The following is a 12,314-nucleotide window of genomic DNA, read 5'->3' as shown; positions in this document are numbered from 1 at the left end:
CGGACATATGATGCTCCGGTGGACGCCGCCGTCTCCCCCGCCCCCACCGTCGTCGCGAAGATCGGGGCGGTGCTGCGCGCGCTCAGCACCACGGACGGCGACGGTGCCACCACCTCGGCCGTTGCGCGGCGAGCCGGGTTGACCCGCCCCACCGCGCACCGGCTGCTGACCGACCTCGCCGACGAGGGACTCGTCGACCGCGACGACCGGACCGGCAGGTGGCAGCTCGGTCCCGAGCTGTTCCTGCTCGGGTCCGTGGCGGCCGCCCGGTACGACGTCACCGACCACGCCCACGACATCCTCGCCGACCTCGCCGAGCAGACGGGCGAGAGCGCCTACCTCTCCGCCCTGCGCGGCCGCGAGACCGTCTGCCTCTCCGAGGTCGAGGGCAGCTTCCCCCTCCGCTCGCACGTCCTGCACGAGGGCATCCGGTTCCCGCTCGGCGTCGCCTCGGCCGGTCTCGCGATCCTCTCCCACCTCCCGACGAGCGAGGCCGACGACTACCTCGCCACCGCCGACCTCACGACGCGCTGGGGACGCAGCCACTCACGACGCGCGCTGCGGGCGCGGGTCGCCGCGACCCGCGAACACGGCTACGCCGTCAACCCGGGGCTCGTCGTCGAGGGCAGCTGGGGCGTCGCGGCCGCGGTCTTCGACTCGGCGGGGCGCCCCCGCTGTGCCCTCAGCCTCACCGGCGTCCGGTCCCGCTTCACCGACGCCCGGCTGCCGAGCCTGGGCAGACTCCTCCTCGACCGCGCTCACCTGCTCGGCAAGCGCATGCCGTAAGCGACCGTCCTCGGGCGTGGCCGCGCGGCCCCGCCGGAATCGGTGCGCTACGACTCGCGCGGGTCCTTCCCTCCGATGCCCGGGAAGTCGATCGCCGTCCTCGGTGACTCGTACTGCAGCTGCGGCACGTGCCGACGCTTCGCGATCCTCCATCCGGACGGCCTGCGGACGAGTTCGTCCGTCACTCGGACCCACCGGACCACCACCACCGGCCTGTCCTTGAGTGCCATCGTGGCGCAGAGATGCACATCCACCGCAGCGGTATCGCCGTCCACCGTGATCCGCAGGCTGCTAATGCTGTGATCGATGAAGCCGAAGGGCTCGAGGGAGGACACGAACGTCTCCGCGAACTCGCTACCCGAGAAGCGACGCAGTCCTCCGAAGTAGGACAGGTCCGCATCCGGGGTGAAACAGCTCCGCATGAGCGTCTCGTCCCGGCGGTCCATCGCGTGGGTGTATCGCTCGAGGACGTCCCGCACTGCGAGGCGGTCGGCCATGTCGCCGGCCTGCACCGGGCTCGTCGAGATCGGCGGAGAGGCTGTCATCGAGTCGTTCTCCCTTCAGCTGCGCCACCATCGGCGCACCGGCAGATTAGTTGAGCTACCGAAGACATAGCAAGCATGCTTGCATTCCCTGGAGTGCTCGATTAGCGTCCCGACGACCGTGCAGCTGCACCCGTCACCTGCCTCATCGCCTCGAAGGAGAGGTCGCCATGTCGGCACCGTCCACAGCGGAACGCGCCCGTGCCAGCACCGTGCGGCGCACCACACTGGCCGCCGCGATCGGCAATACCGTGGAGAACTACGACTACGCGGTGTACGGCCTGGTGGCCACCGTGCTGGCGAAGAACTTCTTCCCCGGCTCGACGCCGGGAGCCGCGTTGCTCTCGACGTTCGCGGTGTTCGCCGCTGCATTCCTGATCCGCCCCCTCGGTGCCCTGCTCCTGGGCTCGCTGGCCGACCGCATCGGCCGCAAACCCACCCTGGTGATCACTCTGATCGGCATGGCCGTCGTCAGCACGCTGATCGGCCTGCTGCCCACCGCGGAGACGATCGGGATCGGCGCACCGATCCTCCTCGTCATCCTGCGCGTGGGACAGGGGCTCGCGGCGGGTGGGGAGTACGGCACCGCGATCATCTACGCCGCCGAGTTCGCCCCCGAGAACCGCAAGGGCGAGATGGCAAGCCGGGTCCAGATGGGCAGCCTCGCCGGCCTGCTCCTCGGCGCCGTCATCGTGGTGGCCCTGAGCCTGGGACTCGGACCGGAGGCCATGCAGGCATGGGGCTGGCGAGTGCCGTTCCTGCTGGCGCTGCCGTTGGGCGCCATCGGGCTCTATCTGCGGAACCGGCTGGGCGAGACGCCGGAGTTCGAGGAGGTCAAGGAGCTCGCGAAGGACATGCCCGCGGTCGACCGCACGCTGTGGCGCGGCGTGCTGCTCGTCGGTGTGGCGGCCACGCATGCCGTGGGCTTCTACCTGGCCTTCACCTACGTCCAGAACCTGATCATCCAGCTGAGGTTCTCCCTCGTGACGGCGACCGTCGTGATCGGCTGCGCGCTGGCGATCGGGATCGGGCTCGTGCTCGCCGGGGGATGCGTGTCGGACCGGATCGGACGCCGTCCCGCCCTGCTCGTCGCGACCGCGGTGATCATCGTCGCCTCGTACCCATTGATGGCCGGGCTGACATCCTCGACGAACCCATGGGTGCTCGGCATCTTCGCGGTGCTGCTGGCTGCTGCCCCCTCCTTCTACACCGGCATCGCCCCGATCACCTACATCGAGATGTTCCCGGTCCATGCCCGCGGCATCGGCGTGTCGTTGGCCTTCAACATCTCGGTCGCGCTGTTCGGTGGCACCGTCCTGTACGTGACCCAGTGGCTGGTCCAGACGACCGGGGACAACCGCGCCGGCGCCTTCGTCCTCATCGGGTCCGCCGTGCTGAGCGGCCTGACCGCGCTCGCGCTGCCGACCGTGCCGGCGCCCCGGGCCCCCCGGACCGGCGAGCGGGTCGCTCCCGAGCCCGCCTGACGGTCAGGTGCGACCCGTGCGGCGGGCGTCCTTGATCTCGGTCTCGACCGCGACGGCGCACCGCCGCAGGGTGGCGACGAGCTCGGGGAACTGGCCGGGCTCGAGCATGCCGCCGAGGGTCGACTCGATCTTGTCGACCTCGGCGGCCATCTCGGTGAGGCCGGCCCGCCCGGCCGCGGTCAGGGCCAGCGACATGGCCCGTTCGCTCTCCGGGTGCGGGCTCCGGTCCACCCATCCCCTGCGTTCGAGCTCCGCGACGATCCTGGTCATCGTCTGGGGCTTGACGAAGCAGCGTCGCGACAGCTGCGCCAGCGACAGGTTGGGCTGCCGCTCGAGGATCTTGAGCGCGGCGTAGCCGGACAAGGTCATCCGCCACGGCTTGAGCCGCATCGCCCCGATGTTCGCCACCGCGCGCTCCAGGCGGGTGACCGCATCCGTGAGGTAGTCCGGCTGGCCCGCAGCTGTGTCCACACCCCAAGCTTAGACAGCATCCTTACACCTGGAGGTTCTGACATGCCCGGCTCGACCACCTCCGCCCCGACGGTCGACCTCACCCTGGACGAGGCCCTCCGCGTCGTCACCGACGCACTGCTCGCCGCGGGCTACTCCTCGGAGGAGGCCGTGGTCATCGCCGACCACCTGATGGACTGCGAGCTCCGCGGACTGTCCTACGCCGGTTTGGCCCGCGCGGTGTCGATCATCGAACGACTGCGGGCCAGCGAGCCGCCGCAGCCGGTCCGGGTCGAGCGGGAGACACCGGTGTCGGCAGCCCTGGACGGTGGTGACCAGGTCGGCTACCTCGTCGCGTCCCGCGCGATCGGGATCGGCCTGGAGAAGACCGGCAGCCAGGGCATGGCCGTCGTCGGCGCCCGCCGGACCTGGTACACGGGGATGTTCTCCTACTACCTCGAGCGCGTCGTCGACGCCGGGTTCGTCGGCATGATCGCGGGCAGCGGTCCCCCCGTCGTCGCGCCGCACGGAGGCACCGAGGCCCGGTTCAGCACCAACCCCATCGCGTTCGGCTTCCCGACCGCCGACGGCCCGGTCATCTGGGACATCGGCACCTCGTCCATCACCTACGCCGAGGTCACCCTCGCGGGCCGGCTCGGCGAGCCGCTCCCCGAGGGGAGAGCCTTCGATCCCGCGGGCCACCCGACCACCGATCCCTCCGCCGCCCTGCAGGGCGCCTTCGCCGTGTGGGGCGGACACAAGGGCTCCGGGCTCGCCCTCGTCGTACATCTCCTCGGCATGCTCGCGGGCGCGTCGGCGGCCCCCCGGGGCGTCTCCGACTGCGGCTTCCTGGCCGTGGTCGTCGACCCGGCCACCCTCGGTGACGCGGCGGACTTCCGCGCCCGCGCCGCGGCCTTCGCCGACTCCGTCCGCGCCACCCGTCCCGTCGACGGCGGGACCGCGGTCCGGGTCCCCTTCGACCGCTCGGCGGCCCTGCGGGCGGAGACGCTCCGGCGCGGATCGATCACGGTCACGACCCCCGTGGTGAACACCCTGCGGCGGATCGCAGTGGCCGAATAGACAGCATGCTTATATAGTCTCAGCATTCTGCTACAGGAAGGCATGTCATGGTCGACTTCTTCACGGGGCTCCAGCCACTCGAACCGGGCGAGGAGGATCCGACCCGACTGGTCGAGCGCGTCCGTGAGCTCGACGCGTCGGAGGCGATCGACCGGGTGCTCGTGGGGTACTCGTCGATCTGGCCGCACAACCATGCGACCGCGCCGTACATCCTGGGGATGACCGAGAAGTTCTCGCCGATCGTCGCCCACCGCCCCGGGGTGATGGCCCCGACGGCCGCGGCCCGGTACTTCGCCACCCTGGACGTCCTGGCCCGCGGGCGGCTGGCGATCAACGTGGTGGTCGGGGGCTCGGACAAGGACCTGCACCGTGAGGGCGACGCCACCCCCAAGTCGGAGCGCTACGAGCGGGCGATCGACTACCTCGATCTCGTCCGCCGGACCTGGACCGAACCGTCGTCGTTCGACCACGAGGGCCGGTTCTACAGCGCGGAGAGCGTCAAGATCCTCACCCGCCCGGTCCAGGGGCAGGTCCCGATCTTCATGGGCGGGGAGAGCGACGCCGCCGTCGACTTCGGTGCCCGCCACGCCGACCTCTACATGCTCTGGGGCGAGCCGTTCGCCGGGACCCGAGAGCGCATCGCACGGGTCCGCGCCGCCGCGGATGGCTACGCGCGGCCGATGGAGTTCTCGTTGAGCCTGCGGTTGTTCCTCGGGGACAGCGAGGACGACGCCTGGGCCAAGGCCCGCGCCGTCGAGCAGCAGATCGCCGACGCCCAGGGTGGTCACGCCTTCCTGCGCTCCTCGGCCACCGACAGCTCCGTGGGTCGCAGGCGCGCGCTGGCGCTCACCGAGGAGGAGCTCCACGACACCTGCTTCTGGACCGGCCTGACCAGGCTGCTGGGCGGGTTCGCCAACTCCCAGGCCCTGGTCGGGACCGAGGAGCAGGTCCTGGACACCCTCGGCACGTACCACGACCTGGGCGTCGGGACCTTCCTCGTGACGACCGGGGCGGAGGCGGGCTGGGATCCTGCACTGGAGGACTTCCTGCTGCGCGCCAAGAAGGAGCTGTAGACCGTGCTCGACCTGAAGTCGCTGGGTGGCGGCACCGTCGGCGGACTGCTCGCCGACCGCGCGTCCCACACTCCCGACAAACCCGCTCTGGTGTTCGAGGACGACCAGCTCAGCTACGCCGAGCTCGACGCGGCGGCGTCCGCGGTGGCCCGCGGCCTCCTCGGCCTCGGGCTCGCCCCCGGCACATCGGTCGGCGTGTTGCTGCCCAACCGCACGGAGACCCTCATGGCCTTCTTCGGGATCGCCAGGGCGGGGCTGGTCGAGGTCCCGATCAACACCGCCTACAAGGCCACCTTCCTCGACCACGCGCTCGGCCACACGGACGTGCAGGTCCTGATCACCGAGCCCGACCTGTTCGACCTGGTCCTCGCACTGCCGGAGCGGCCGCACGCGCTTCGCACCGTCGTCCTGCTGCCGGAGGGGGAGCCTGCGGACCGGACCATCGGCACCGACGGGGAGCCTGCGGACCGGACCATCGGCACCGACGCCGTCCCGGCGTGGGCGTCGCCGCCGCGCGTCGAGATCCTCAGCTGGCACACCATGATCGCCCGCGGCGACCCCGGTCGGACGTTCCCCGACGTCGGCATCGACGAGCCCGTCGGGATCATGCTGACGTCGGGGACCACCGGCCGCAGCAAGGGCGCGATCTACCCGGCGCTGATGCCCGTGGTCGCCGCGCACGAGTTCGCCGTCGCCATGGAGACGACGGCCGACGAGCGCCTCTACACCTGTCTGCCGCTCTTCCACGGTGCCGCGAAGATCAACATCTCGCTGCACGCGGTCGCCGCAGGCGCCACCGTGGTACTCGGCCGCCGGTTCAGCGCGAGCCGGTTCTGGGAGGAGATCCGCCGCCACGAGGTCACGCAGTTCAACGCACTCGGTTCGGTCCTGCCCATGCTGCTCGCCCAGCCGCCGTCGGACCGCGACCGGGACCATCCGGCCCGCAAGGTCTTCGCCGCGCCCGCCCCTCCCCCGGTGCTCACCGCCACCGAGGACCGCTTCGGCGTGCACGTCGTGGAGGGCTACGGCCTCACCGAGATCAAGACGATCGCGTGGAACCCGATCGCGCGGCGCAAGGTCGGCTCGATGGGCGTCCCGTCCGCCACGACCCTCCTCGAGGTCCACGACGACCTCGGCTTCCCGGTGCCGCCCGGGCAGGTCGGCGAGATCGTGTACCGGCCCCGCGTCCCCCACGTCATGTTCTCCGGCTACCACCGCCGGCCCGAGGCCACCGTGGAGACCTCGCGCGACCTCTGGTGGCACACCGGCGACCTCGGTTTCGCCGACGACGACGGCTACTTCTACTTCGTCGACCGGAAGAAGGACGCTCTGCGTCGCCGCGGCGAGAACGTGTCCTCCCAGGAGGTCGAGGCCGTCCTGCTGGACCATCCCGCCGTGGCCGGGGCCGCCGCGGTCGGCGTCGCCTCCGATCTCGGCGAGCAGGAGGTGATGGCCGTCGTGCAGGTCGCCGAGGGCGTCGAGCTGGACCTGAAGGACCTCTTCGCGCACAGCGACCGGTCCCTGCCGCACTTCATGGTGCCCCGCTACTACCGGATCGTCGAACGGTTCCCCGCCACGCCCACCGGCAAGATCCGCAAGGCGGCACTGCGGGACACCGGGCTGACCGACGACACCTGGGACGCCGAGGCCGCGGGCCTGACCCCCACCCGGCAGCGATGACCGCGGTGCGCCTGCGGGAGATCGCCCCCCGCCTCACCTTCCAGGCACATCGGGTCCCGACCGAGCTGAAGATCGAGCTGGTCCAGCGGCTCGTCCGCGCCGGGATCCGGGACTTCGAGCTGTCCTCGTTCGTGCGCCCGGACCTGATCCCGGCCCTGGCCGACGCCGCCGAGGTGTTCGCCGCGCTGCGCGCGGTACCCGGGCTGACCCTGGGTTGCTGCATCGGCAACGAGCGCGGCCTGCGTGCCGCGGCGGCCGCGGGCGCCGACTCCGCAGCCTTCCTGCTCTCGGCGGACGAGGACTTCGCCCGAGCCAACATCGGGCGCAGCACCGAGCAGTCCCTCGTCGAGCTGGAACGCCTCGCCCGCGTCGCGGTGGATCTGGGGATCGCCCTCGGCACCTACGTGATCTTCGCGTGGGGCGGCCCCACCGGCCCCGCCCGCGGCCCGGCGGAGCTCGAGCCGATCGCCCGGCGGCTCGTCGACATCGGGGTCACGGACTGGGTGCTCGCCGACTCCTTCGGCTACGCCGCCCCACCCCAGATCCGCGAGCTGCTCGCCACCGCCGCCCAGCACGTGCCCCTGGAGTCGCTGACGGTCCAGGTCCACGACAACCGGGGCCTCGGCGTGGCGAACGTCCTCGTCCTCGCCGAGCTCGGCGTCGGCACCATCGACGTCTCCCTCGCCGGGAGCGGCGGCCATCCGGCGATGCCGGGCCAGCGGGGCGGTGGCGTCTGCACCGAGGACGCCGTACAGGCCCTCGACCTCGCGGGCCACGACACCGGCCTCGACCTGGCCGCCCTCGTCGACACGGCCAACTGGCTGGCGGACGCCGGCGTGCCCGGCCTGGGGTTCGTCCGGCACGTCGGACCCGTGCCGCGATCGGCCCCGGCACCCGCCGGACTGGCCTTCGACTGGAAGAACCCGACACACGAGAGCGAGCGTGCACGATGACCGACCCCTCCGCCATCGACGGACTCCGCACCGGCGACCGGCGCTACACCATCGCCGTGATCGACGGGCCGAACGTCTCCAACCTCGCCCGCCGGAACCAGCGGATGTACGGCCCGAACGTCTCCGCCGAGCGCCTCGGGCGGTTCGCCGAGGATTGGGGCGCCCGGCTCGGCGTGGCGATCGAACGGTTCCTGTCGAACCACGAGGGCGACATCCTCGAGTACATCCACGAGTCGAGCGACCGGGTCGACGGCTACCTCGTCAACCCCGCCGGACTGACCACAACCAGCCAGTCGGTGCCGTTCGCGCTGTACGACACCGGGAAGCCAGTGGTCGAGGTGCACTTCGCGAACATCAGGGCGTCGGCGGCGACGGCCCGCGGCCCGGTCTACGGCCCGGGTGAGTCCACCTTCACGCCGTACGTCACCGGGCAGTTCATGGGCATGCGCGAGTACAGCTACCCGGGGGCGCTGCTGTCCCTGGTGCTGGCCCTGGACGACGAGACCTTCCTCGGCGCGAAGTCGGAGTAGGTCCCCCGTCGGCAGAGGAGAACGTCCGACCCCTCGGCGAGGAGATCGGCGCCGTCGTAGCCTTCGAGCCGGACGTCGACGGGGACCCGGAAGAGCCGCGGCTCAGCCGCGAGGAGCCCCCGGAACGGAACGGGACCACAGGAGCCCCTCCACACCGTCGGTGAAGGTCCTGCAGACGGCCACCGGGTCGGCGAGACAGCCCGCCACCATCGCCCCGTCGCGGAGCATCACGAAATGCCGTCCCGCGGGCTCGGCCGGCTTGTCCCCCACCTGCCCGAAGAGGTCCGAGACCGCGGCCAGGAACCACTCCCGATGCAGGAGGACGCGGCGGTGCACGGGGTGCGTCGGGTCCGGGTACTCGGCCGCGGCGTTGAGGAACGCGCAGCCGCGGAACCCGGGGGTCCGGATGTCCTGGGCGATGTCCGCCGCGACGGCACGCAGCGCCTCATCCGCCGACCCGGAACGCGCCCGCGTCTCCTCGAACCGCTCCCGAAGACGACGGTCGGCCTCCTCCAGGTAGGCGACCACCAGGTCCTCCTTGCCCGGGAAGTGCCGGTAGAACGTCGCCCGGGTCGTCTCGGCCTCCGCCAGGATCCGGTCGACCGGCACGGTGTGCAGGCCCTCGGCGTAGAAGATCCGACTCGCAGTGCCGAGGAGCCGTGACCGCGCCTCGGACGGCCGAACACCGACGTTACGTTCCACACCTCCACCTTAGCGAACAGAACGTTCATTCTCTGAGTGGCGGTGGGACAGGGGCAGGCCCGGCCGGCAACGTCGGTCGCCGTGGCGGGCCGGTGCCACCACCGACCGGCGCGCCGACGAGCGGTTCCTCGCCGACGGCACCGCTCTTCGCCGGGCGTAGGAGCGATCGTCGCGGAGGGGTGGGTGCGGCGCACCCTCCCGGTCCGGCGGTCCACCCTGCGCGTCTGGGCCGAAGTTCAGCCGTGGCCACCCGCAGGAAGAGCATGACGACTGCGACCTCACGGCTGAGACCGATCGACTCGCGGCGGAATCGCCTGCGACTGAGACGACGGAAGCATCACGATGAACATGACTGTGGCCGCCACCATGGTCCGCAGCGCGCCGGACACGACCACGTCCTCGCTCGTCACGGCGGAGACGGCGACGTGAACGGCGACGAGTGCGGCTCGACGGGGCGCACCTGGCTCGGGGTCGCCACCCTGCTGGTGGGCACGCTGCTGGCCCCACTGGACTTCTTCATCGTCAACCTCGCCAGCCCGTCCATCCAGGACGAGCTCGGCGGTGGGGACCTGCTGGGCCGGCAGGTCGTGGCCGCCTACGCCGCACCTATGCCGTCACCCTGATCCTGGGCGGTCGGGTCGGCGACCTCTACGGTCGCCGGCGCGTGTTCCTCGTCGGCTTGATCGGGTTCGCGTTGGCATCTCTCCTGTGCGGCATCGCGCCCGCACCCGCCGTGCTCGTCGTGGGCCGCATCCTGCAGGGCATCACTGCGGCGTTGATGGCGCCGCAGTCGCTGGCGCTGATCCGGGCCAGTCTCACCTGGCGGCAGCAGAGCATCGCCCTCGGCTTCCACGGCGCCGTGTTCGGCCTCGCCGCCGTGCTCGGTCAGTCCCTGGGAGGGCTGCTGGTCGCCGCCGACGAGTTCGGCCTCGGCTGGCGCACCATCTTCCTGACCAACCTGCCCTTCGCGGCGGTCGCGGTCGCGGGGAGCCTGGTGCTCCGCGCGCCGCGGCCGGAACGCACCGAGCTGCTCGATGTCACCGGCGCGGTCCTGCTGTTCATCGGCCTCGCCGGGATCGTGGTTCCGCTAGCTAGTGGAGGCGGAGTCCCTCGGCTGGCGGTGCTGGGTCGTCCTCGCCGCCGATGCGGTGACGCTGGTCGGGTTCTGGCGCCGCCAGCACCGCCTCGCACAGGACGCCCTCGACGGCCCCGACGGCCCCGCCCTGCGGGTGCGGCCGCTGGTCACCCCGGTCCCGATCACCGCTGCAGGGGTTCGCGGCGGGCTCGTGGCGTTGCTGCTGTTCTACTCGATCGCGGCGTTCTTCCTCGCCTTCTCGACCTACCAGCAGGCGGCAGGCCGGAGTCCCTTCCAGACCGGTTTGGACATCCTCCCGCCGGGTGTCGGCTTCCTCTTCGGCCCACTGACCCTCCACCGCCTGACCGGCCTGCTCCCCCGCGGTGTCGCCCCGCTCGGCCTGGGCCTGGAGGCCGCGGGTTTCCCCTGCGTAGGAGCTCGGCAGCTGCTCCGGAGGTGACGACCAGCGCGTGGAGCTGGCGCTGTCCGTCGGTCGCGGCCTGAACTGCTGCCTGGCGCGTGGTGAGCAGGATCTGCAGCGCTGCTCGGTCTGCCCCTGTGCGCGGCTGGGCGAGATGGGCGCGGGCCAACGCATCTCGAGCCGCCCGCACCGCGTCGATCGGGTCGGACTTCGCCCCCGCCCGCCGGGTCGGACAGGGCGGGGCGGGGCGGTCGAGCTCAATCACGAGTTCGCCCGCCCCGCCGAGATGCTCCGCCAGCCCGGCGCCATAACCGCCCGAGCCCTCCATCGCCCACGCCCGCACCTCGCCGTGTCCGGTGGCCGGCTCGAGCAGTTCGGCGTATCCGTCGGGGTCCGCGCACGCCGTCGCCTGGGCGAGAACCGCCCCGGTGTTCGCGGCGACGATGGCGGCGGTGTGGGTGTCCTCATGAGTGTCGACGCCGATGACGACCTCGACGAGTTCTGCGAGCATGGGCAACGCGTTCTCCTTCGACCGGACGGACGCAAGCTCCCGTCCGGTTCGGGAGACTCGGCATGACTGTGACGGGACACGCCAGCTGCTACTGGCGGTCAAGCTCCTGATCAGGCCGGCTGCTCCCGGCCGGGCCGGCAGGGAGAACGGTGAACGGACAGGTCCCTCTTGAAGGCATCGGGACCAGTCGGATTTCGGGTCACGCTCACCGTCTCGCTGCCAGCCCATCACGGCCGCTCCGGACCGGCCCACGCAGTCTCACAGCCAGAATTCGCGATCCCGCGACAGCTGGGACGTCTCGGTCGACTCCACGATCAACCGCGCCCACCAGCACGCCGCCGGAGCCCGACGCCGTCCGCAGGAGCAGGCCGAGCCGCCCGGCGACGAACCGGCCGACCACGGCCTGGGCCGTTCCCGCGGCGGCTGGACCACGAAGATCCACCTGGCCTGCGAACAGAGTCGCGGCCAGCTCGCCGCGCTGGTCACCGCGGGTCATCGAGGGGACTCACCGCTGTTCATCCCGGTCCTGGACTCGCTGCGGGTGCCTCGGCCCGGGCCGGGACGCCCGCGGACCCAGCTCGACCCAGTGCCGGTGCCGCGTACGGATCTCCATCGCCGACAGCACAGTCGTCACGGGCCTGCTCCGGTGACCTTCTCGGCACGGCAGGTGTTGGCGCACTCGCCCAGACCGTCGATGCGCGTGGTCAGGACACTGCCCGCGGTGAGGTACCGCATGGGCTCCCGGGCATGGCCGACCCCGCCGGGGGTGCCCGTTGCGATGAGGTCACCGGGCTCGAGGGGGACGATCATCGAGATGTAGGCCAGCAGCTCTGCCGGTCCGAAGACCAGGTCGCCCGTGCGGGCGCGCCGGACCTCCGCGCCGTCGACCATGCTGCTCAGGTCGAGGTCCGGGGCGGCCCCGAGTTCGGTGGTGAGCCACGGCCCGACGGGCGTGGTGTCGGCGAAGGTCTAGCTGTACTCGGCCATGAGGTTGGTACACGGCGTGGCGAGTTGAGAGGGGAAGGCC

12 protein-coding genes and 3 pseudogenes are annotated in these 12,314 nt (G+C 71.5%); 10 read left to right on the top strand and 5 right to left on the bottom strand.

Annotated elements, in window-relative coordinates:
* Positions 1–18: 18 nt before the first annotated feature.
* The gene (locus tag ABD993_RS19235; RefSeq protein ID WP_345420085.1) at positions 19–786 is read left to right on the top strand and encodes an IclR family transcriptional regulator; all 768 of its coding nucleotides are present in this window, start codon (positions 19–21) and stop codon (positions 784–786) included.
* 47 nt (positions 787–833) lie between these two features.
* Here ABD993_RS19235 and ABD993_RS19230 read toward each other — a convergent pair whose 3' ends face one another.
* Positions 834–1,331: a nuclear transport factor 2 family protein gene (locus ABD993_RS19230; protein ID WP_345420082.1), complete on the bottom strand. Its 498-nt coding sequence runs from the start codon at positions 1,329–1,331 to the stop codon at positions 834–836.
* 167 nt (positions 1,332–1,498) lie between these two features.
* Between ABD993_RS19230 and ABD993_RS19225 the strand changes: the two genes are divergently transcribed.
* Positions 1,499–2,812, top strand: a complete 1,314-nt coding sequence (locus tag ABD993_RS19225; RefSeq protein ID WP_345420079.1) for an MFS transporter — start codon at positions 1,499–1,501, stop codon at positions 2,810–2,812.
* A gap of 3 nt (positions 2,813–2,815) precedes the next feature.
* Here the strand turns inward: ABD993_RS19225 and ABD993_RS19220 are convergent, their stop codons facing one another.
* A complete protein-coding gene (locus ABD993_RS19220; RefSeq protein ID WP_345420076.1) occupies positions 2,816–3,283 on the bottom strand; it encodes a MarR family winged helix-turn-helix transcriptional regulator in 468 nt (155 codons plus the stop codon).
* Between the two features lie 42 nt (positions 3,284–3,325).
* Here ABD993_RS19220 and ABD993_RS19215 point away from each other — a divergent pair, with 42 nt between their 5' ends.
* Genes ABD993_RS19215 through ABD993_RS19195 form a run of 5 tightly spaced genes read left to right on the top strand, consistent with a single transcriptional unit; the run spans position 3,326 to position 8,578 of the window.
* Positions 3,326–4,342, top strand: coding sequence for an Ldh family oxidoreductase (locus ABD993_RS19215; RefSeq protein ID WP_345420073.1), 1,017 nt, complete (start codon positions 3,326–3,328; stop codon positions 4,340–4,342).
* Between the two features lie 47 nt (positions 4,343–4,389).
* Positions 4,390–5,415 (top strand): LLM class flavin-dependent oxidoreductase, encoded by a 1,026-nt coding sequence (locus tag ABD993_RS19210; protein WP_345420070.1) that lies wholly within the window; start codon positions 4,390–4,392, stop codon positions 5,413–5,415.
* Between the two features lie 3 nt (positions 5,416–5,418).
* The gene (locus ABD993_RS19205; RefSeq protein ID WP_345420067.1) at positions 5,419–7,095 is read left to right on the top strand and encodes an AMP-binding protein; all 1,677 of its coding nucleotides are present in this window, start codon (positions 5,419–5,421) and stop codon (positions 7,093–7,095) included.
* Entirely contained in the window at positions 7,092–8,048 is a 957-nt protein-coding gene (locus ABD993_RS19200) for a beta/alpha barrel domain-containing protein (protein ID WP_345420064.1), read from the top strand. Before ABD993_RS19205 ends, ABD993_RS19200 begins: the two co-directional genes overlap by 4 nt.
* Positions 8,045–8,578, top strand: a complete 534-nt coding sequence (locus ABD993_RS19195; RefSeq protein ID WP_345420061.1) for a type II 3-dehydroquinate dehydratase — start codon at positions 8,045–8,047, stop codon at positions 8,576–8,578. Before ABD993_RS19200 ends, ABD993_RS19195 begins: the two co-directional genes overlap by 4 nt.
* A 102-nt stretch (positions 8,579–8,680) precedes the next feature.
* On the opposite strand, the gene ABD993_RS19190 is transcribed toward ABD993_RS19195, so the two are convergent.
* Positions 8,681–9,280, bottom strand: a complete 600-nt coding sequence (locus tag ABD993_RS19190) for a TetR/AcrR family transcriptional regulator (RefSeq protein ID WP_345420058.1) — start codon at positions 9,278–9,280, stop codon at positions 8,681–8,683.
* 425 nt (positions 9,281–9,705) lie between these two features.
* Here ABD993_RS19190 and ABD993_RS19185 point away from each other — a divergent pair, with 425 nt between their 5' ends.
* The 3 genes and pseudogenes from ABD993_RS19185 (at position 9,706) to ABD993_RS19180 (ending at position 10,815) form a co-directional block, all read left to right on the top strand.
* Positions 9,706–9,903 carry a hypothetical protein gene (locus ABD993_RS19185; RefSeq protein WP_345420055.1) on the top strand — a complete coding sequence of 66 codons (198 nt, stop codon included), beginning with the start codon at positions 9,706–9,708 and terminating at the stop codon, positions 9,901–9,903.
* 41 nt (positions 9,904–9,944) lie between these two features.
* Positions 9,945–10,265 (top strand): annotated as a pseudogene (locus ABD993_RS36810) (MFS transporter); the annotation flags it as partial.
* Between the two features lie 109 nt (positions 10,266–10,374).
* Positions 10,375–10,815, top strand: coding sequence for a hypothetical protein (locus ABD993_RS19180; protein WP_345420052.1), 441 nt, complete (start codon positions 10,375–10,377; stop codon positions 10,813–10,815).
* Positions 10,816–10,876: 61 nt separating this feature from the next.
* On the opposite strand, the pseudogene ABD993_RS36805 reads toward ABD993_RS19180, so the two are convergent.
* A pseudogene (locus tag ABD993_RS36805) lies at positions 10,877–11,287 on the bottom strand (IS110 family transposase); the annotation flags it as partial.
* A gap of 630 nt (positions 11,288–11,917) precedes the next feature.
* Positions 11,918–12,238: pseudogene (locus ABD993_RS19165) on the bottom strand (fumarylacetoacetate hydrolase family protein); the annotation flags it as partial.
* Positions 12,239–12,314 lie beyond the last annotated feature (76 nt).

Origin of the sequence: Pseudonocardia xishanensis (genome assembly GCF_039541715.1) — a bacterium.
Lineage (GTDB): Bacteria > Actinomycetota > Actinomycetes > Mycobacteriales > Pseudonocardiaceae > Pseudonocardia > Pseudonocardia xishanensis.
The sequence above is the reverse complement of the archived record's forward strand: the minus strand, read 5'-3'. Positions and strand labels throughout refer to the sequence as shown.